This window comes from Pseudoalteromonas sp. MMG013 (assembly GCF_018100885.1).
GTDB classification, from domain to species: domain Bacteria; phylum Pseudomonadota; class Gammaproteobacteria; order Enterobacterales; family Alteromonadaceae; genus Pseudoalteromonas; species Pseudoalteromonas aurantia.
This window is the reverse complement of record NZ_JAGJEE010000002.1, coordinates 285,942-305,789: the sequence shown is the minus strand read 5'-3', so window position 1 is coordinate 305,789 and position 19,848 is coordinate 285,942. Positions and strand designations below refer to the sequence as shown.

The window sequence follows — 19,848 nt, the reverse complement described above, 5'->3', positions numbered from 1 at the left end:
TAAATAATGACAATGAGCGCACAATACCGCACTCATTGTCATTTCACAATACTCTCTCTAGTGTCCATCTATTATTAAATACCCTTAATTTTTGAGCTTTGCAAATACGTACTCATCATAACATTGGCCCGCTTTACATACTGACCTTCGCAATATACCTTCTTGTTGATAACCCACTTTTTCAAGCACTCGCATCGACGCTGTATTTGGCTCTGATACCGGATTAAAGATTCGCGTGATTTGGGTGCTGTTGAACACCTCATCAGTAAATAAGCGCAGTGCTTGTGTAGCAAGCCCCTTTCCCCAATAAGGTTTAGCAACCCAATAACCCACTTCTGCACTGTGTGCGTATTCAAATGCTTGGGCATAAACACCAATCACTCCGCAAAATACCCCATTGTATGTAATGGCTCTGACTATCGCGTGCTCTTTTGAGCCAATATCAATCCACCAAGTTGCATCTGCAACTGTATAGGGACTTGGGATCTTTGACGATAAGTATTTTGTCACTGTCGGATCATTCAAGTACTCAACAAGATGCTGTTTATCGTCATTACACATATTTCGTAGGATGATCATTGTATTAATCGTCAATTAGTTAACCTCAGCTCTGGATAAGCGAATATGCCCATTAAGACACAACGACTCTAAATATTAAAGGTGATTCAATCTCTTCATTTAACCGGGCTGTATACCAATCATTTGCCAAGTGGTGTGCATACGTTCAATTTATTCCAAATAACGCCATACTTTTTTCTACAATACGTAGCATATTCAAACAAATACTGGCTTTTTTTCTAACAACCCATATCATTCATGTTTAATACTTTGGAGAAACCCCGTGTCGAACCTTGGAATATACATACTTTTGCCTTTCAGCATATTAATTGGCTTCTCACTTGCCTCTCAAGCGGGCGTAAATGCACAATTAAGAATCGCCCTACACAGCCCAATACAAGCTGCTTTTGTTTCTTTTTTGATCGGTACAATAGTGCTTGGCGTCATTGCCTTTGTTCAAGGTGGTGCATGGTTTAAGCCCAATGCGTTTTCTTCTATTCCTTGGTGGGCATGGCTTGGTGGGTTTTTCGGCGCATTTAACATTGCTATGTCTGTGTTCTTAGCGCCCAAATTGGGCGCTATGATATTGGCAATTTCAATTGTATGTGGGCAAATTATCGCGTCTTTGGCATTAGATCAAAATGGTTGGCTAGGTTACCCTAAAATCGATATCACACCCAATAGAGTTATCGGTGCTGTATTCGTTATCATCGGTATGTTATTGATTGCAAGAAAATAATATACTTCTCGCACCTATATCGCCTATCACATTGATATGCCTTAAGTGCGTACCTGCACAATGTCATTTAATACTTTTGTTAATTCTAAGGGGCTTACATCATGAGCAATCGAACGTTTTTGCTACGTACTTTCCCCCAGCATACAGTTAGCTAGGCAATTAGGCGAATTCAAATAGCCTTCTGAGCGTATATATTGTTTCATGTTCATTACTGAGAGTTCAGGTTAGCTACAAATTTTACATCCTTTACTTTTTTTAGCTTGATACATTTTTTGGTCTGCTCGATGAATAACGCCATCTACATCTAAATCGGTTTGGTCTTGCAGTTCAGCAATGCCAATACTTAAGGCGTAATGAGGAAATTCAGCCGCAAACTTTTCAACGAGCCGCTTACTAATGGCTTGTGCCTCTGACAGTTCACAGCCTATTAAAGCAAGGCAAAACTCATCCCCGCCTTGACGACTTGCGATGTCAGTTTCTCTTGCGATAGACATCAGTATTTTACCAATGCTCTTCAGAACGTTATCTCCTTCTTTATGTCCGCACTTATCATTAATTTCTTTAAAATCGTCAATATCGAAATACACAATTGAAATTGAGGCATGACTGCGTTTAGCCAACAACAATTCTCGACGTAAAAAGTCGCGAAAGCTACGAACATTGTATAAATCAGTCAGTGGATCTTTACTGGCGAGTCGAGATAGCCCCCTGATACGCTCTTCTAACGATTTAACATATAAGTCAGTTTTTAATTTTAACGAGTTCATTTCATTGAGCATAGAGCTAATATAAGTGTCAAATATCCATGACATGTCAAACGCTATCAATTTCTCTAAAATCGATGAAATTTTTCCCGTAATAACAGGATCATCCACAAGCGTTTGCAGCGTTACATCTATACTCTGACGCAAATAACGCTCTGCCGACAAAAAGTATTTTGGTTCTAAGCCTATGCGTTTGTGAACAAGCCCAATTCTCAGTCGATTATTAACATATTCAGCGTCGTAAAATCCAGAGAACAAATCCAACACGTATTTATGCAGCCCACTCTTGAGCCGCTCAAACGTTTCACTATCTCCTATTAACAAACCGACATATTCATCTTTTGAAAGTAAGGTATAAAAATGAGCAACAACTTCATCTAGATGCCCATCGATGACCAAACGATACTTGTTTAAAAACTCAAGTTCATCATCACTTAATTCAAATAGATTCTTACGGGTTTGAATTTCCAACTCCGAAATTTGATACTGCTCAACAAGTGTTTGATGTATTCTGTCAGACATTATGTCACTCACCTTAAACAAGAATGTTAAGTGTAGTGTAAAAATCTTCAGGTCTTACTGATGTTATCCATAACCTTACACATCAGCATAATCACTGTCCTCCAAAAACCTCTAATATGAGTGATAAAACATCGTGGTATCACTCATAGTAAGACTTACAATAATACTTCGAGGCTCTCTCAATTAAAGTGGGCTATTTTGCCATTGCAATAACAGTTTGAGCGTTTCTCCACCAATACGTCCAGCCAGTGGTAGGTCATCTCTATCCATTGCAACCGCTTGATATAAAATTGAAGTCTCTACTAGATGATCTCGAACTTGCTCTTCACATACTTGCTGCTCGTCTGCCATGTTACATGCTTCATAAGCGTTGGTTACTCGAACAATAATATTTTGGATAAAACCCGATAAGATATCAGGAGAATATCGCTCCAATAATGCGTGATTTATGTATTTCACAGCAAGGTATTCTGCATCGCCATTCCAACATCGCTCTAAACTCCCATTATAATTGTTATGGACAGTCGTCAAATTGCCGAGCGTACGCTGTTCATGCTCTTGAGATTGATTGAGCCACAACACCGTATCAAAGGTTTCGCACTGTTGAGGAGACAACATAAATTGCTTTGCCATATTTCCACTCTTTCGAGTATAAGCAATATCTGCCGAAGCTGACAATGCGACTAAATCCCACCACAAACTGTAAACCAGCGGTCGCTTTAAATCATAAAAGTCATAACTGATGCGCGTCGCGTTTTCATCTAGCCATTGAAGTCGAGCTAAAGCATCATCAAAGGCTCCTTGTTCTATTAATAGCTTCGCACCGTTAGTGTATTCGAGTAATTGCGGTAAATTCTGCGGTTTTGGTTGATCTGATGCGCTGATATTAGTCGATATAAACACACTACTAATAACCATTGCTGTAACAACTAAAAGTTTCATGTCTGTTATTCCTTACAAGTATGAATCGATATGGCAATAACTTGCCGTATATTCTGTCAACAACTGAATTAACAACTACTTCACGAGAAGTAATAAAAAAGCAGCAAAAGAAGTGCCAAAAAAACCAAATGAAACATAAATTAAACCAATCAGAAAACCTTTATAAACAAAGCAATATTTTTTGATGTAAAAAGTAAAACAGCAAAGATCAACAGCCCCTAAGACAATGACGCAATGCTTGAACACTGCTAAACTAGACAGATAAAGTAAAACAACACGATCGGCAGCACCTCAAACTACATGAAGTATTTATTTGTATTATTACTCATCATGTCTAAACCCCATGCACAAGAGTACCATTTTGCCTCGATTAACTATCTCATTGAGCAAGAAATTGGCAGAGTTATTTTGTCTGAAGTTTATAACGAGTTAGGCATAAAAATTACCATTTCCCCCTTACCAGGGAAACGCGCTCAACATGAAGCACGAACCGGTTTGAAGGACGGGGAAATAATGCGTATTTATAGCTATGGTAAAGAAACACCTTCCACTATCCGGGTTCCTACGCCTTATTATTATTTAGAAACAATGGCATTTGTGCGCATCGATAGCAATATAGACATAAAAACACCTAAAGATCTAAATCAATACCGTATTGTTAAAGTCAGAGGTGTAAAACATACCCAAAATATCACGAAAGGAATGCCTCACGTCACAGACATGGATTCTACAAAACAGCTTATGAGACTGGTGTCAGCGGGTCTTGCGGACGTTGCATTAACCAACACACTCGACGGCCTGGTGATGTTAGAACAACTGAATATTACCAATGTCATACCATCACCGCAAAGCCTTGACCGGCAGAGTCTATATCACTATGTTCATCAATCTCTTGCACACCTAGTACCTGAAGTAGACCAAAAAATCATAGAAATGAAGCAATCAGGGAAGTTAGATGCCCTCATTCTCAAAGCTGAAAAGCAAATCATTAGAAGTTATGGGAATCACGCAAAATAGCTTTGTGCAACTCCCCCGTGTCATTAACTTGCGTGCTTACAATCTCTACTAATCAGTACATTACACACTTCATCAAGCAGCGACTTTAGTCAGTTAGCATGTAAAAACAATTGAGCCTGCAAATTACATTAAATGTATGGTCATACAGGCAACTGATAAATGATTTACCACTAGGAACAAATTTCAGTCTGTTGTTATTTCACATCAGTCGTTCTCAATGCCATTGCAGTTAAGGCATTATTTGTCGCTGGTACCTTACACAATTGCAATGAGTAAGCATGTTAATATACGTTTACAAGGAATGGCTAACAAGCACTCGATCAACCAGCTCCAGTGCCGTGGTCAAGTTCTCTAAGTCTCGATATAAAATACCATCTTTTCCTGAGTGATGACCTCGTCCAACAATGGTCATTTTTTGTAGCTGCTGTGGTTGTGAAAAATCAATCACCGTTTCATACACCACTGACGGTTGCGCAGAATAACCATCTCCCGAGTAGACTTTGTCATCTGGGAATCTATCACTACGATAATAACTGTTGTAATCAAAGGAGTGATTTATTTCTAGCCTAACCCGATATTGGCCAGCTAATCTATCCCTCATTTGAGTATGGTAAATGAAGTTATTCATCATCGTAGCGCCACTATATCCATCTACTTGTAATGCATTATCTGTTGGCAAAAAATAACCATTACTTGTCTGTTTGCCTAACTTATGCAAAAAAACAGGTAAAGACTCGGGCCTCATACGTGTGTTCTTTGTTTGTGGATCTTCCCCTCCCTCTAAAGCCGTTAATGCGAGTGGATTTTCACCAATCATTAAATGGCTATCAAATACCTGCTCAGCATCCACTTTCGTCACTTTGTTTGTAAAGTTATTGGTTGCAATTGAACGCGTGACATATAAAGGTTGAACAAATTCCCCCTCCAGTGTTTCAATCCAAAGCGCGTATTGTGGCCACATAAAATACGGACCTTTTTTGAATTCAACAGTGACCGTCTGTCCCTGTGCTTTTGGGATGGCAGCGTTGTACTCTTCAAATATAACCTCTTTGCCATGCTCAGCTTTGTCTGCCGCTTTTAATGATTGTCCAAATCGATACACCATCGCTGCAGGACTCAAACTAAAATAAGGTGCCATACTTAAATATGTCACTAAGCTTATCGCTAAGAAAAATGACAATGAGTAAGCGCCATTATGCTTTTTGAGAGGGTTTAAATAACTAAGAAGTATCCGTCGATTCTTAATTGTGTGCCAAACAATAGTACCGCTCATCACCACACCTATCATTGTGTGCATAACCGAAATTGCTGCATCATGGCGCTGAGTGAATAACAAAATAGATGTGACAAGCATCACCAAAAAAGCAAAAAATAAGAGTGCCCCAATCAGCACTCGAGAATGTAAAAACGACATAACTAGCTCCTGTTAAATAAGGGCTCTGTTATCTCATCAAGTTATGCTTTTCTCTAATAAAGCTTTCTAAAATTTACTGAAACATCTGATATTTATACTTTTATTTAAATCCAATTTGTTCTATTAATTCGACCTGCTGATGTAATTCTCGTTGCGTTGCAATGGATTTTGCTTGCTCAAATGCAAACGTCTGCTTCTCTACGTTATTTTGCTGCTTTGCAAGTAAACCTAAACGAACCCATGTTGAAGACTCCCCTACAGGGCATTTTAATACGCGATGATAGTGCATTGCCCGGTGGTAATATGCCTCTGCTTTTGAAAACTGTTGTGCTTGTGTAGCTAAATAAGCTTTTAAATCAGTTAAGTAAGCCATAAATAGCCAGTCGTGATAACTTTCAGCTAATTTGAACGCGCGTGCGATCACTCCATATGCTTCAGTGGGACTATTGTTTTGAATTAAGTTTATCGCTTGAAAATATAATAATCGAGTCAGTTCTGAATGATCTTGCTGTTGTTGTGCCAATGGCAGTGCTATAGCCAGTTGCTGAGTTGCCTCAGCTAATTGCTGTAAATTTAAAAGCGTTTCAATGAATAGACGCTGCGCAGTCAAATTATTGGGATCTTTTAGGACGATGACTTCTAACAACTCTTTTGCCGCAAGGTGATTATTTTCCAACCGTAAATCAATTGCCACACCCAGCATCTCATCACTAAAGTCACTATGATAATATCCGTGATTACTATCATCACTGACCCCCAACGCCAAATTTAGTTCTTTCACTAATTTGTCAATTAACAATTGCGGGTCAGTCGAAAAAAGTACGCCTTTAGTTTGCGCTTTTCGATAGTAAAAAGTATAACTCAATTGATAATCGTGAGGTGTGCCCGATAATTTAGTACTCACCAACAACTCAGCCCCTGAGACCTGAAATATATCACCGACGTGATGAGGCTTTATATTTTGTAACGGCACGTTTGCTCGCGCTAATACTTCCAAGACATAATCCGTCTGCAAGATCCCAAATTTATCATGGTTAGGCAATCTTTGGATCACTTGGTCCATCATACCTAATCGCACCCAACTGTGATCATTACCTTCAATATTGTTCACAGTCGGTAATATCACCACAGAGCCTGCAATATCCGAATTAAATGACGTATTAGGTGCTGACGAGAACCAAAAGTAATTCAAGCTAAATGCCGTGACGATAAGCAGTACCACCACAAATCTCATGTAGGGAGGGCCGATAACGGAGCTTATTACATGACTGGTTTTTACATTCGGTAGCCAAATATACCCTTGCTTAGGCAATGTTTTAATCACGTCATGGTCTTGAAACAATTGACGAATTTCTTTAATCGACTGAAAGATAACCTGTTCATCCACGACGCTACTCGCCCAGACGGCATCAAGAAGCTGCTGCTTAGTGACAACTTGACCTGAATTTTTAAGTAAAATAATGAGTAATTGGCATGTTTTAGGGCGGAGCGCACGCGTAGTACCATCTTCTGATATCACACTTAATGCTTTCTCATCAATGGTAAAGCCCTGTGTTTTATACTGTAGTTTCAAAACAATCTACTTTTACTGCGGATGAATCGATACAGTAATGAATTTCAACCAATAATCAATAGTAAACGCTGTAAATCTTATTTAACCTCAGGTTTGGATAAGGGTTTTGGAATAGAAAATATTTTGTAAACAAACTTGCGTACAATCCAATGATGATATTTCGTTCAATATCAAGGCGCTTTTATGCAGTAATAGCGCCCTATTACAAATGAAAGCAACGCCGAGAGTGAGAAAAATAGCTTTATTGGGCAAATTCGCTTATCCAGAGCTGAGGTTATTTAATCAATTTTAAATCTGTCCGTCATTACCTTGCGTACACGGCACGGTGACAACTATTTTTGATCTAAACACCATCAGCAGCTTAAAGCGCGATTAAAGTCCTGTTGACTACGCAGCAGCCTTTGCCAAAATTGACCAAGGGTTACTCGGGTCGTTCATATCTGCGTCTAAAGCATCTGATGGTACGCCACCAAGTAATGCATTTTGCGCCTCTTCTAAGCGAGCATCAAAGCCTCTTATTGCGTCAACAAACCATGCTTTTTCATAATCAGACAATCGATCATCCCCCATGATATCATCTTCGGCCAACGCCAACATTTCACGACGTACACCCAATTCTTTATACGCCAAAAAATCAATACCTAAAGAATTAAACAATAGTGCCTGTTGCATTTCATGGCGCTCTATTTCTACATCAATGGGCATTTTCATAATCTGACTAAGTGTTTCATGGTGCAGCCCTTTACTATACTTATCAGCGGGAAGTGAATCATCAACGACAGAGTTAGCGTGCCCTTTTATCTTTTCATAATAGAAAGTTGCAAATTTAGATGCATCCCCATGACTTCTCGATATATTCACTGCAAAATCAGAGTCAGCCTGCTTTGGCTTTTGCACATCTTCATATTGAGCATGGAACTGTGTCTGCTTATTAAGGCTCTTCTCATTGACAGCAGAAAACTGTGTATAAGGCCGACTGTTACTATTGATGTTTTGTATAAATGACATGGCACGCTTTATCCGCTTAATTCAATATTAAGCCATTGAAAGCAAAAGCCGTTCCAATAGGTTTCTCTTTATTCTAGTACGTATGATGTCTAAACAGAGACATATTCAAACCGTATGTTGATTTTAAGCGGCAATAACTTGCCGCTTCATTTATTTTGTCAAACTGTCTAACAGCTCAATGACACATAATAAATCCTCTGTTGTGGTTTCCCAGTTACTAAATGCCGCCCGAATAATATGCTCTTCTTGCCAAACACCGGGTGTCATGAAGACTTTCCCGGACTGATTAATTGCATCCAAACACAGCCCGACTTCTTGCAGTACATGCATATCTGCTGGTTTAAACAACACGACATTTAACTCACACGGCTTAAGTAATACATAATACTGTGAATTTTCCAGCCAGCTCGCCAGTGCCTGCGCCAAATCAACATTACTTTGAATATGTGCTGTTATACCTTGTCTACCATAAGACAATAACGTAGCCCAAACAGGTAAAGCTCGGAATCTACGCGAGTTCTCAATGCCCATAGACATATAATCTTGGTTTTGCGCTGAGCTCGCTAAATAAGGTGCATCAACATGACATGTTGCGACCAAGTGATTGGGTTGGCGCGTTAAAAAAACCCCACAATCGTAAGGGACATTTAACCATTTGTGACAATCGAGTGTGATACTGTCTGCGAATTCAATGCCATTGGTTTTATGCTCTGGGCCATTCATTAATCGTTCGAAAATACCAAATGCCGCATCAACATGTAACCAAGCGCCATGTGCTTCGCACAGTCGACTGATGGCGATTAAATCGTCGTAATCAGTTCCTGTTACTGTCGCTGCGCTGGCAATCACTATTTTTCCTCGGCTATCACAACGTGATAAATGTGTTGCTAACGAATCAATGCACATCGCCTCCGTGCCTTGTAACGTATCTACACACTGCCAGTTTTGCTGACCAAATCCAGCCATCCCTAAGCTTTTTATCATGCTGGCATGTGGTGATGCGGCATAAATCATCACATCTAAGCCAGCCATCCCTTGCTGTGCAACATCAACCCCTTGTTGCGCACCGATAAATTGTCTAGCTGTTAACGCACCCAGTAAATTTGCCGCAGTCGCCCCTGTTGTAAATAGTCCAGTAAAGCTATCAGGCAAATAAAATAACGCTCGGAGCCAGTCGATTGTTTGCCGCTCTAATTGCGATGCAACCGAGTCGCCTCCTTTAGATACATTCTGATTAAATACCGTGACAAACCAATCGGCTAATGTCGCCGCAGGGTTAGCGCCACCTGTTACAAACCCCCAATACCGCCCTCCATTGCTCGCCGACAATTTAGGTGCGACCTGATCATTGAAATGCATACAAAGTTGTTCAATCTCCATGCCATGAGTTGGCAGGGATAAGGGTTCCAAAGTTGTATCACTCGATATCACCGCTCGACAATCAAGTTCAGTATGAAATTGATTGAATTGTGCTTCAAGCATCTCTAGAAGGCGCTTTTGTGTTGCTGAGCTATATGCCATTTTTTAACCTGATTGATGACTAAACATACCCATTAGTTTATGCTCACCAATATTAGATAACAGATACAGACAATGGCTTTTTTTAGATAACAGATGAGCAAAACAGCAAAATATAAGCAGCTTGGTCAACAGCTAATTAATAATATTGAAAACAATGCATATTCAATTGATGAGCCGCTGCCATCACTGAGAACGTTTTGTGCTTTACACCAAATAAGCATGACAACGGCCTTAGCATGTTATCGCTATGTTGAATCACTGGGCTATATTACGGCATTTCCTAAAAAAGGGTATTTCGTTACGGGCCTTCCTACTGCGCAACAGCACTATCAATTTCCACAATTTAAAGCCGAGCCCGCTTCATTTGTAAGACCTAAAAGCCAGTTGAAGAATTTAAGCCAAACACTTGCAACAGCGGAGTTAGACAGCACTCTGATTGACAGTAAACGGCTCAGTCTATCATTAACACAAGCCTGCAAACATCATGATCAACTCTGGGGCTATGCCAGCCCTGAAGGGGAATACGTGCTTCGCCATGCGTTAAGTAATCATTTTACACATCAAGGGTTTGCACTATCAGCGAGCGATCTATTGATCACACATGGTTGCTTAGATGCAGTTCAACACGCTATTTCGGTCACAACGAACCACAATGATGTTATTTTAGTAAGTTCTCCGTGTTACAGCGGTTTGCTTGATTTGTTATGCTCTTTGAATCGACAAGTAATAGAAATACCAAGCAATGATAATGGGTTAGATCTCGAACAAATGGAGAATGCGCTACGTCAATATCGCGTGTCAGCGTGCTTACTGAGCGCAAATCATCAAAACCCAACAGGACATAGCTTAACCAATACACAAAAACAAAAAATCGCTGAATTGGCACACACCTACCAAACACCTATTATCGAAGATGATGTTTTCCGCGAACTAAGCCATACTAAAGTAACACCACTGCCAATCAAACATTATGATCGCACCGGTTGGGTGATCTGGTGTGGTAGCTTTTCAAAATCATTGTCTGCCGGCCTTCGATTAGGTTGGTGTGCACCAGGTCGGTTTTTCGATGCCTTCTTAAAGCAGCTTTCAATTCGTACGCTTGGCGTTAATAAACCATTGCAATTAGCCATGGCTAACTATATCAACAAAGGCCACTACCAACAGCATTTAAAACACATCAATCAACATCTGTGCGCCCATAAAAATTTATATCTTCATTATTTACAGGAACAGCTCCCAAATAATAGTAGTATATACATGCCCAGTGGCGGAATGGTATTGTGGCTGGCTATTCCAGCACTCAATACTGAGCAACTCGCCATGAAACTTGCCCACCAACATATCTATATAAAGCCGGGCACCTTATTTTGTAACACCAGTAGGTATGATCACTGTTTCAGACTCAATATAGGCCTAGTGCCCACTGACGAAGTAAAAGCACAACTCACAATAATCATTGATGAAATCAAAATACAACTCTCATAGCAATTACAATCAAGACATGAGAAACTCGATTGATAAAATAGGTACTTAAAATGGATTATTAAGAATATAAAATGCAAGACTTAACCCGCGGTCCCATTCACAAACACCTTATTACTATGTCTTTGCCAATTGCCATTGGCCTATTTATTCAAACGTTATATTTCATCATTGACTTATATTTTGTCGGCAATTTAGGGGATGTTGCCTTGGCTGGCGTGAGTACCGCTGGTAATCTGTTCTTTTTTGTCATGGCCTTAACACAAGTATTCAATGTGGGGTGCGCAACCTTGGTTGCCCATGCCATTGGGCGTAAAGACCAAAAAAATGCAGCAGCCATATATAGTCATGCCCTCTTTTACGGTATAGCCGCAACCATACTGCTAAGTGCCATAGGTTACTTATTTGGCCCATATTACTTTTCTCTTTTAGCTGCGACCAATGATATTGCAGTAACCGGATTGAGTTATCTATATTGGTTTATTCCAGCGTTAACATTGCAGTTTATATTAACGGTTATCTCTGCCTCTATGCGTGGTGCTGGGCTCGTAAAACCTTTTATGGTCATTCAAATGGTCGCCCTACTACTGAATATGGTGCTGTCACCAGTACTCATTACGGGCATTGGCCTGTTTAGCGGTATGCACGTAGCCGGGGCAGGCCTTGCAAGCTCTATTGCGACGATTAGTGGCCTTATCATGACTATTTTTTATATTAAGCGTACTCCAGGGCTACTCAAACTGGCCCCTAATTTGATAAAGAATGACACTAAGACATTAAAATCATTACTTAAAATAGGAGGTCCGGCAGGGAGTGAGTTCATGCTAACATTCCTCTATATGGCGATTATTTATTGGGCACTAAGTCAATTAGGCACTGATGAACAAGCAGGGTTTGGTCTTGGGATCCGCATTATGCAATCTTTATTTTTACCTGTGATGGCCATTGCATTTGCGGCGCCTGCTATTGCTGCTCAAAATTATGCCGCAGGTAAAATGAAGCGTGTTTACACCACTTACAAAACAACCACACTTGCCACAACATCACTGATGTTTTTGCTGGCCATTCCGTGTATTTTAATGCCTGAGATGTTTTTTACACCTTTTAGCAATGACCCTGAGGTTATAGCTGTGGCCGCGACATTTCTAAGCTATATTGGTTTTAATTTTGTGCCCGCTGGTTTAGTGTTTTCATGTTCGGCGATGTTTCAAGCGTTTGGCAATACTTGGCCTGCACTCTTAAGCACCTTTTTAAGAGTGGGGAGTTTCAGTATACTGCTGGTATATTTTACTTCTCAAACAACGATAACAACCACAACAATATGGCTTTTATCTGCTGCAACTGTTTTCTTTCAAGCACTTATTAGCTTCACTTTTTTACAACTCACGCTCAAACGTCGGCTATTTAGTAAGGTAAAAATACTGACTTAACGCTATAATATTTGTCGGTATAGATTGTGCATAATTTACTCTGGTGCACAATCTAGCGGTAAATATTAGCCATGAAGCTTACATCAGAAGAATCAAATTTTATAACACAGGTACTGCAACAAGACAGTACGGCGCAACTAGATATTCAACTCTCCGATATTGAGACGGCTCAGCTACAACAGTGGGTGACAACACTCACCCATGCAAGCGATCTGCAATTACTCGCAAAAATAAACTCCCAAATTATGTATTTTCCAGCCCATATAGAAACGAAAGGTAAAAACAATCCCACTTTTAGCTGCGGACTACCAAGTATTTTTGACACAAACTCAAATCACAGGCATTGGCGAACAGAAAAGTTAACTGGCGTACAACTACGGGCAACAAAATTAGGATTCTCATTTAAAGTCCTTTCTTTGTCTTTATCTGGTCTTGTTATACGTACCTTCCCATATAACGCGACTAAGTTGGCCGAATACTTGGATAACAGCAAAGTCACGCTCATTTTATCTCAAGGAAATATAGCTAAATTTGATGTTACCAGTAATCGGGTCATTAACGACACCGCTATCGCGCTTGAGATAATGAACATACATGATGGGCTAATGCACTTAAAGCAAGAAATTTTCGAGTATTACAATCAAGTGCATCCTGAATAAGTTCGCAACTATACAAATTGCTCGATGACCACTCGCAATGCTAACAATAAGAAAGCAATCCCTAAGATCTTATCAATGGACGACTGCTTTTTCGTCAAGTCAAATTTACCTCTGGCTTTAGCTGCCCCCACCGAAACAACAAAATACCAGACCGTGTCAATCAGTAACACAGTTGCACACATGATCAAGGCCACTTGGAATGTCATTGCTTGTGGATCTATAAACTGAGAAAACAGTGCGACAAAAAATATCGCTAACTTTGGATTTAAAAACGCAATGGCAAAACCATCTTGTGCTGCTTGCTTGAACGTGTTTATTCCCCCTTGTTCAGATACGTTTATACCGGAGGATTTATTCATCAATATACGCAGCCCCATATAAGCCAAATACCCTGCACCACCATAAACAAGCGCTTGATATACTATAGGGAAATGATTGATCAAGCTGGCTAATCCCGCTAACGATAGTCCAGCATAAAGTCCAACACCTATACCATGGCTCACACTTGCCACAATACCATGTGCAGCACTGTTATAGAGAGAATGACGTAAAACGACGGCTAAACTCGGCCCTGGTGACATTGCTCCAACCACACAAATAAACGCCAAACTTAACCAGGTTGTTAATTCCACTTCATACCTCATCACAGCTTAAAAAGTCACATAATAACGGATTGCGACCAATCAGAAAATTGAATTTCACTCGCAAATTGCAAACAAATAATTGCAAGATGCAAAAGTTCAGTACCAAAAAACAATTTAAAATCTTAAATATCAATGAATTAAATATTGGAACAGCTCATGCTTTCAAGAATATATCTACCTTTTAAATTGGTTCCTCATTATGAAATTAACGTCTATCGCGTCCTTGTGTATATTATGCTCATCTGGGAGTGTGTTTGCTGGCCCATTCGAAAACTGTCCGAGTAAAGCGTTTTTAATGCAAGACTCTGTCGCAAAACTCTATGGTATTGACTTAGTTTCAGCAAAAGCCACCACCATCGCAGCCAGCCTAACACGTGAAGGCGCTGCCAATACTTCAAGCGTCAACGCTGTTGGATTCAATTATAAAGATCAATATATGTATGGATATAGTAAGCAATCACCAGGAAGCGTTGTGCAAATTGGTGATGATTATAATATGACCGAACTTGATGTAACTGGACTACCTGATACCAATTTTTACGTCGGTGATATTCAAGTCACGGGCACAGGTGCCAGCCAAGAAGCCTTTTATTTCGTTTATACTCCTAAGTTTGGATTATATAAAATTCCACTTAATGACGACTTAACTCAGACCATTAATTCTATACACTACACTGATAGTGAAAACTGGAACCTTAATATCTTTGATTTTGCATTTCATCCAAATAGTAATCTACTGTATGCGATGGAATCAAACGGCAACTTACATGAAATAAACGTCGATAATGCAACCACCACGCTTATAACCCAGTTAGACACCTCAGGTGACAGTGGTGCGTTCGGCGCAGCATACTTTGATGTGAACGGGCAGTTTTATGCGAGTAACAACAAAAGCGGTAAAATACATAAAATCGACTTATCGGTAAGTCCTGTGGTGGGCTATACACCCACCGCTGTCGTTTTCACAAGCGGCCCCAAATCTGGACAAAATGACGGTGCTCGCTGCGCCATTGCTGAAGTCAAAGTGACAGACAACTCAATCGACTTTGGTGATGCCCCCAATGGCTATGCTACCACACTTGCCGACAGTGGACCCCGTCACTTATATGACCCAAATGATGATGGCCAAAACCTTGTTTACTTGGGTGCCAGCGTGGATGGTGAAAACATAAATACTGCAGCTGATTTAGCGGCTGAACCTATTGATAACTCTGATGATGGCGTTGCTTTTGTTACTGATTTTGTTGGCGGGCAAACGACACAAGTCATTGTAACCGCCTCCCAAAATAGTTACTTGTACGCGTGGGTCGACTGGAACCAAGATCAGGTTTTCTCGTCTGACGAAGTTGCTCTAGATAAAGTCGCCATCAATGCAGGCGATAACAGTTTGCTGATTGCTGTTCCTGAAACCACATTAGAAGGCAATACATGGGCACGGTTTCGCGTCACAGATGGCACAGAAGCGTCAAATATCAGTGCAACCGGTGGCGTTTCAGGAGGAGAAGTTGAAGATTATGAAATTACCACCTATGCAAGCGATGCGTATCCAAGTGAAAGTGACTGGGTAACCCTGTCGTATGAAGATAAATGGCCTTTTGCTGGAGACTATGACTTTAACGATTTAGTGACGCACTTTAGAAGCACACGCTATAAAGAAAATGGGGCAATAGTTGGGTATCGTATTGAAGGTGAAATTGTCGGCGTTGGGGCGACTTACCACAATGGCTTCGCTGTCAGGCTTTATGATCAAATCAATGCCTCAACACAGCGCAGAGTAGCCCGCTCCGAAGTCGATGAGGCCAATATTAGTTTCTCCATTGATGGTGTTGCGCAAGAAAACTCTCCTCTAGAAGCGAACCGCTCAGATGCCATCATTATTGTAATGGAAGATGTTTGGGATTATGTTCAGAAAAATAGTGGATGTCAGTACTTTAGAACGGAAGCAAACTGCCAAAATGGCAGCAAAGTGACATTTTCAGTCACAATTCCCTTGCTGGCGCCTAAAGCACTCGCTGATTCTCCAGCGAATGTATTAGACCCATTTATCTTCGCAAGTAACGATCACTTTCACGGTGAATTCATGAATAATGTAGATAAAAGAGGCTGGGAAGTGCATTTAAAAAACAGAGCACCAACGGAAGCTTTTGCCCAGTCGCTGTACAATGTGTCAGGCAGTGACGACGCGTCTAACCCAGCTGGAAATACCTATTTTCAAACTGCTTCAGGGTTACCTTGGGCGATGGAAATTGGCTCTGCGTGGCAACACCCTATTGAAAATATTGATATAACCAATGCGTATTCTAAATTTGCCGCATTTGCGACCTCCGCAGGTAAAAACAGCATTACGTGGTATAGCGAACCGCAACTTAGTAAAGTAATTACATCAGGAGCACAATAATGAACAAATTAACTGTAACTCTATTTAGCCTTTGTTTTTTAAGTGCATGTGGCGGTGGTGAGGATGGGGCGTCTACACCGAATCAAAATTCAAGTCCTGTGGTTCAAAACCCAGACCCAGCGCCAGACACGGGGACAACGCCAGATCCAGAACCAACACCGGCTCCAGAACCAACACCTGAGCCAACGCCTGACGTGACATCAATGGCAGACTTAGTCATTGATACAGACTTTGATTTATCAACTAAATTTTCTTTGCTTATTGATGTAGATTTAAAACTTGAAGATCAACGCGCTTATTTAAACATATGTCAAAAGCTCACAGGGCAAGTTAAAGCCGACAGACATAACTGTGTTCTCAGAACTGCACTAGGTAGTGCACCTCTAAATACAGTACTCACAATCAGCCGCAGTGACATTCAGCTCGTCGCAGAGGTGTGGTTTTACGATAACAACACCACACCAATGACATACGAGTGGCAATATGATGCCAATAATGAACAACAACAGTTTCAAATTCGCTAATGCGCGTGTAGCACCAACGTAGCGACCGCTCCTGAGCCCTCTCGAGCGGTCAATGTCAAAGTACCACCATGTTGTTCAATTACTTTTCTGCACCACACTAATCCGATACCTTGCCCATGTTGCTTTGTGGTGTACAGTGGTACAAATAAATGCTCTGCAGACCCTAAACCGATACCATTATCAATAACATCAATCGTCAAGCCAAACTCATTTTGATCTGCACGCAGTGCAATATGGGGCACGATATCTCCAGCCTCACAAGATTCCATCGCGTTTTTTAACAAATTGATCAGTACTTGTTCAATCAGTATGGGATCCAAATTCCACTGTTCGACATTCACTAATAACGAGATCTCACAATGAGGATAAAGCTGTCGCACACTTAAAAATAATGGGTGTAATGCAACATTACACTTACGAAGCTCTACTTGCCTTTCAAGACTACTGTAATTAGAGACAAATTGCTGAAGATGCACACTCCGTTCGACAATCACTGACAGCATCTGCTTTTGAGTGTCATCATGAGAAAACTGTTCAAGTGTTTGTGCTATTGATTTAATGGGTGTGAGTGAGTTTTTTATTTCGTGACTTAGCACTTTAACCAACTGTCGCCATGCATCTGTTTGCGACTGCTTTAACTCACTTTTGATATTACTAATTAACAACAAGTGGTGTTTTTCACCATTTAAACTAATTTCACTGCCTCGTAATTGGTGTGCAGCCGCGATGGCGCCGTTAGTAAAGCACCACTTTTCATCAACACGTCTGAAACCAATCTCTGTGATAATTTCTAACTTTTTCAAACGCCAGTCAGCATCTAACCAATGTGTCAACGCCACATTCCCCATAATCAAGCGATAGTCTTGGTTCACAATCAGAATAGGGCTATCAAGTGCCTGTAATAATTCATTTACTAATAATGCATGTTGATTTTGTTCGCTTTGCCATTGTCCAAAAATCGTCGTGATGTGTTCCAATTCATGGTGTAACTGTGCTGCCACACCACTTTGATAAATTGGCACGGTTTTAACACTTGTATCTGAAAAGCGAATGGCATCTAAAGCGGTTTGCATCGCCCGATAAGGTGCAAAGAACTGGTTATAAATCGAATAAAACAACGCAGCATAAATAGGAGTAAACACCATAAACGCGGTCACAACATACAACCCATCACGTGTATAAACCCAAACAAAACTAAGGATTAAAAGTATTAATATCAAATAATTAATAACAGATAGAACTTTAAACAACTGCTCTTGAGAGCTGAATTTCACTGTATAAAGTCCTTTGCTGCAATATCATACTTCTCAAGCCGCCGATAGATTGCACTTTTACTGATCCCCAATAAAGCTGCGGCTTCTAACGTTTGACCTTGCGTGCTTGTTAAGGCTTGCGTTAATAAGGCTTGCTCAGCGTCAGCCAATGTCATCAATGGCAATGTCCCTGTTTGACTAATATTCTCTCGCGGATTATTCATCAATAAGGTGTCGATATCTTCCCTCACTATTTGTGTATTCACACTCAATAAAACCAAACGCTCTACCACATGGCTTAATTCTCGTAAATTACCGGGGTATTGGTATGACTGCAGCGCCCTGAGCGCACATGGCGAAAAACACAAGTCATCTCTATGATGAGCTTGTTGATGCCGCAGTAAAAATTGTTCCGCGAGTGCCGGAATATCTTCTTTACGTTGAGCAAGGCTAGGTACCTCTATCGTTATTGTGTTAACCCGATAAAGGAGATCTTGACGAAACCTATTTTGTGCAACCATCATGACAATATCAGCGTTTGTCGCACTGAGTATTCTTGGCTTAGCAAATTGAGTCTGACTACTTCCAACCGGCTCAAAGTGGCCACTTTCTAATACCCTTAATAACTTTGCTTGTTGAGAAACGGGCATTTCCGCAATTTCATCCAAAAACAAAGTACCTTCTTTGGCCAATTCAAAGCGCCCTATTCGTGATTTATCAGCCCCTGTGAATGCCCCTTTCGTGTGTCCAAACATTTCACTTTCGAACAATGATTCTGGCACCGCTGCCATATTCACCTCGACAAACTCTCCCGAAAGATTGGAAACTTGGTGTACATAATTTGCTAACGTTGATTTACCCGTGCCATTTTCCCCAGTAAATAAAATATTTGCTTGGCTTTGTGCAACACGGTCGATTTGAGCTTTAAGGTGCTGCATCGCTGGTGAATGACAAATTAAATGAATATCAGGCGTATTGTCTGCAATTGTTTGTTTAAGCGCTTCATTTTTTTGCCCTAACGCGGATAGTTTTAATGCATTTTCAATTATCTGAGTCAGTCTTGAATTATCCCATGGCTTTTCAATGAAATCACATGCTCCACTATGTAATGCTTTTACAACCAACTCTGTATTAGCCCAAGCCGTCATAGCCACTACGGCTGGCGCCTGCACTAACTCATCGAGCTTACGCAAAAAATATAAGCCTTCTTCACCTGACGTGGTATCAAATGCAAAGTTCATATCCAAGAGAACTAAGTCTACGGTTTGCGCTTGTAATACTGACAAACCCACCACGGGTGAGTCAGCTTCTAGAATCTCATAGCCATAATTACTCAACAAAAACCTTGCTGATAACCTGACATCCGCTTTGTCATCAATTATTAATATTGTCCGCTGCAT

Annotated in this window: 17 protein-coding genes; 7 read left to right on the top strand and 10 right to left on the bottom strand. The window is 40.5% G+C overall.

All coding sequences use genetic code 11. The features are described 5' to 3' along the window. Positions 1–84: 84 nt before the first annotated feature. Positions 85–594: a GNAT family protein gene (locus J8L98_RS03345; protein WP_247682409.1), complete on the bottom strand. Its 510-nt coding sequence runs from the start codon at positions 592–594 to the stop codon at positions 85–87. A gap of 247 nt (positions 595–841) precedes the next feature. Here J8L98_RS03345 and J8L98_RS03340 point away from each other — a divergent pair, with 247 nt between their 5' ends. Beyond that, positions 842–1,297 (top strand): DMT family transporter, encoded by a 456-nt coding sequence (locus J8L98_RS03340; protein WP_210995281.1) that lies wholly within the window; start codon positions 842–844, stop codon positions 1,295–1,297. 224 nt (positions 1,298–1,521) lie between these two features. Here J8L98_RS03340 and J8L98_RS03335 read toward each other — a convergent pair whose 3' ends face one another. After that, positions 1,522–2,583, bottom strand: a complete 1,062-nt coding sequence (locus tag J8L98_RS03335; RefSeq protein WP_210995280.1) for a GGDEF domain-containing protein — start codon at positions 2,581–2,583, stop codon at positions 1,522–1,524. 183 nt (positions 2,584–2,766) lie between these two features. Further along, complete coding sequence (locus J8L98_RS03330) at positions 2,767–3,525, bottom strand: hypothetical protein (protein ID WP_210995279.1); 759 nt, start codon at positions 3,523–3,525, stop codon at positions 2,767–2,769. 300 nt (positions 3,526–3,825) lie between these two features. Between J8L98_RS03330 and J8L98_RS03325 the strand changes: the two genes are divergently transcribed. After that, positions 3,826–4,542: a transporter substrate-binding domain-containing protein gene (locus J8L98_RS03325; RefSeq protein WP_210995278.1), complete on the top strand. Its 717-nt coding sequence runs from the start codon at positions 3,826–3,828 to the stop codon at positions 4,540–4,542. 292 nt (positions 4,543–4,834) lie between these two features. On the opposite strand, the gene J8L98_RS03320 is transcribed toward J8L98_RS03325, so the two are convergent. The 4 genes from J8L98_RS03320 to J8L98_RS03305 all read right to left on the bottom strand — a co-directional run bounded on the left by J8L98_RS03320 (position 4,835) and on the right by J8L98_RS03305 (position 10,058). Next, complete coding sequence (locus J8L98_RS03320) at positions 4,835–5,956, bottom strand: hypothetical protein (protein ID WP_210995277.1); 1,122 nt, start codon at positions 5,954–5,956, stop codon at positions 4,835–4,837. A gap of 100 nt (positions 5,957–6,056) precedes the next feature. Beyond that, on the bottom strand, positions 6,057–7,529 hold the full coding sequence (locus J8L98_RS03315; RefSeq protein ID WP_210995276.1) for a winged helix-turn-helix domain-containing protein: 1,473 nt from the start codon (positions 7,527–7,529) through the stop codon (positions 6,057–6,059). A gap of 387 nt (positions 7,530–7,916) precedes the next feature. Beyond that, positions 7,917–8,537, bottom strand: a complete 621-nt coding sequence (locus tag J8L98_RS03310; protein WP_210995275.1) for a hypothetical protein — start codon at positions 8,535–8,537, stop codon at positions 7,917–7,919. A 150-nt stretch (positions 8,538–8,687) separates the two neighbouring features. Next, positions 8,688–10,058 carry a pyridoxal-dependent decarboxylase gene (locus J8L98_RS03305; RefSeq protein ID WP_210995274.1) on the bottom strand — a complete coding sequence of 457 codons (1,371 nt, stop codon included), beginning with the start codon at positions 10,056–10,058 and terminating at the stop codon, positions 8,688–8,690. 93 nt (positions 10,059–10,151) lie between these two features. On the opposite strand from J8L98_RS03305, the gene J8L98_RS03300 reads away from it, so the two are divergent. The 3 genes from J8L98_RS03300 (at position 10,152) to J8L98_RS03290 (ending at position 13,629) form a co-directional block, all read left to right on the top strand. Then, positions 10,152–11,543, top strand: a complete 1,392-nt coding sequence (locus J8L98_RS03300) for a PLP-dependent aminotransferase family protein (protein ID WP_210995273.1) — start codon at positions 10,152–10,154, stop codon at positions 11,541–11,543. 71 nt (positions 11,544–11,614) lie between these two features. Next, complete coding sequence (locus tag J8L98_RS03295) at positions 11,615–12,970, top strand: MATE family efflux transporter (protein WP_210995272.1); 1,356 nt, start codon at positions 11,615–11,617, stop codon at positions 12,968–12,970. Between the two features lie 71 nt (positions 12,971–13,041). Beyond that, positions 13,042–13,629, top strand: a complete 588-nt coding sequence (locus J8L98_RS03290; RefSeq protein ID WP_210995271.1) for a hypothetical protein — start codon at positions 13,042–13,044, stop codon at positions 13,627–13,629. A gap of 8 nt (positions 13,630–13,637) precedes the next feature. Here the strand turns inward: J8L98_RS03290 and J8L98_RS03285 are convergent, their stop codons facing one another. After that, complete coding sequence (locus J8L98_RS03285; protein WP_210995270.1) at positions 13,638–14,261, bottom strand: LysE family translocator; 624 nt, start codon at positions 14,259–14,261, stop codon at positions 13,638–13,640. A gap of 211 nt (positions 14,262–14,472) precedes the next feature. On the opposite strand from J8L98_RS03285, the gene J8L98_RS03280 reads away from it, so the two are divergent. Continuing rightward, positions 14,473–16,671 (top strand): LruC domain-containing protein, encoded by a 2,199-nt coding sequence (locus tag J8L98_RS03280; RefSeq protein ID WP_210995269.1) that lies wholly within the window; start codon positions 14,473–14,475, stop codon positions 16,669–16,671. After that, positions 16,671–17,195 (top strand): hypothetical protein, encoded by a 525-nt coding sequence (locus J8L98_RS03275; protein ID WP_210995268.1) that lies wholly within the window; start codon positions 16,671–16,673, stop codon positions 17,193–17,195. Before J8L98_RS03280 ends, J8L98_RS03275 begins: the two co-directional genes overlap by 1 nt. Here the strand turns inward: J8L98_RS03275 and J8L98_RS25145 are convergent. After that, the gene (locus tag J8L98_RS25145; protein ID WP_210995267.1) at positions 17,192–18,469 is read right to left on the bottom strand and encodes an ATP-binding protein; all 1,278 of its coding nucleotides are present in this window, start codon (positions 18,467–18,469) and stop codon (positions 17,192–17,194) included. The two genes, J8L98_RS03275 and J8L98_RS25145, sit on opposite strands and share 4 nt — an antisense overlap. Then, on the bottom strand, positions 18,466–19,848 hold the full coding sequence (locus tag J8L98_RS03265) for a sigma-54 dependent transcriptional regulator (RefSeq protein WP_210995266.1): 1,383 nt from the start codon (positions 19,846–19,848) through the stop codon (positions 18,466–18,468). Before J8L98_RS03265 ends, J8L98_RS25145 begins: the two co-directional genes overlap by 4 nt.

What these genes read in the sequence shown, in the direction of transcription:
- J8L98_RS03265 (WP_210995266.1), bottom strand. Translation starts at nt 19,848, where the DNA reads ATGCAGCGGACAATATTAATAATTGATGACAAAGCGGATGTCAGGTTA.
- J8L98_RS03320 (WP_210995277.1), bottom strand. Translation starts at nt 5,956, where the DNA reads ATGTCGTTTTTACATTCTCGAGTGCTGATTGGGGCACTCTTATTTTTT.
- J8L98_RS03310 (WP_210995275.1), bottom strand. Translation starts at nt 8,537, where the DNA reads ATGTCATTTATACAAAACATCAATAGTAACAGTCGGCCTTATACACAG.
- J8L98_RS03325 (WP_210995278.1), top strand. Translation starts at nt 3,826, where the DNA reads ATGAAGTATTTATTTGTATTATTACTCATCATGTCTAAACCCCATGCA.
- J8L98_RS03305 (WP_210995274.1), bottom strand. Translation starts at nt 10,058, where the DNA reads ATGGCATATAGCTCAGCAACACAAAAGCGCCTTCTAGAGATGCTTGAA.
- J8L98_RS03275 (WP_210995268.1), top strand. Translation starts at nt 16,671, where the DNA reads ATGAACAAATTAACTGTAACTCTATTTAGCCTTTGTTTTTTAAGTGCA.
- J8L98_RS03300 (WP_210995273.1), top strand. Translation starts at nt 10,152, where the DNA reads ATGAGCAAAACAGCAAAATATAAGCAGCTTGGTCAACAGCTAATTAAT.
- J8L98_RS03335 (WP_210995280.1), bottom strand. Translation starts at nt 2,583, where the DNA reads ATGTCTGACAGAATACATCAAACACTTGTTGAGCAGTATCAAATTTCG.
- J8L98_RS03280 (WP_210995269.1), top strand. Translation starts at nt 14,473, where the DNA reads ATGAAATTAACGTCTATCGCGTCCTTGTGTATATTATGCTCATCTGGG.
- J8L98_RS03295 (WP_210995272.1), top strand. Translation starts at nt 11,615, where the DNA reads ATGCAAGACTTAACCCGCGGTCCCATTCACAAACACCTTATTACTATG.
- J8L98_RS03330 (WP_210995279.1), bottom strand. Translation starts at nt 3,525, where the DNA reads ATGAAACTTTTAGTTGTTACAGCAATGGTTATTAGTAGTGTGTTTATA.
- J8L98_RS03290 (WP_210995271.1), top strand. Translation starts at nt 13,042, where the DNA reads ATGAAGCTTACATCAGAAGAATCAAATTTTATAACACAGGTACTGCAA.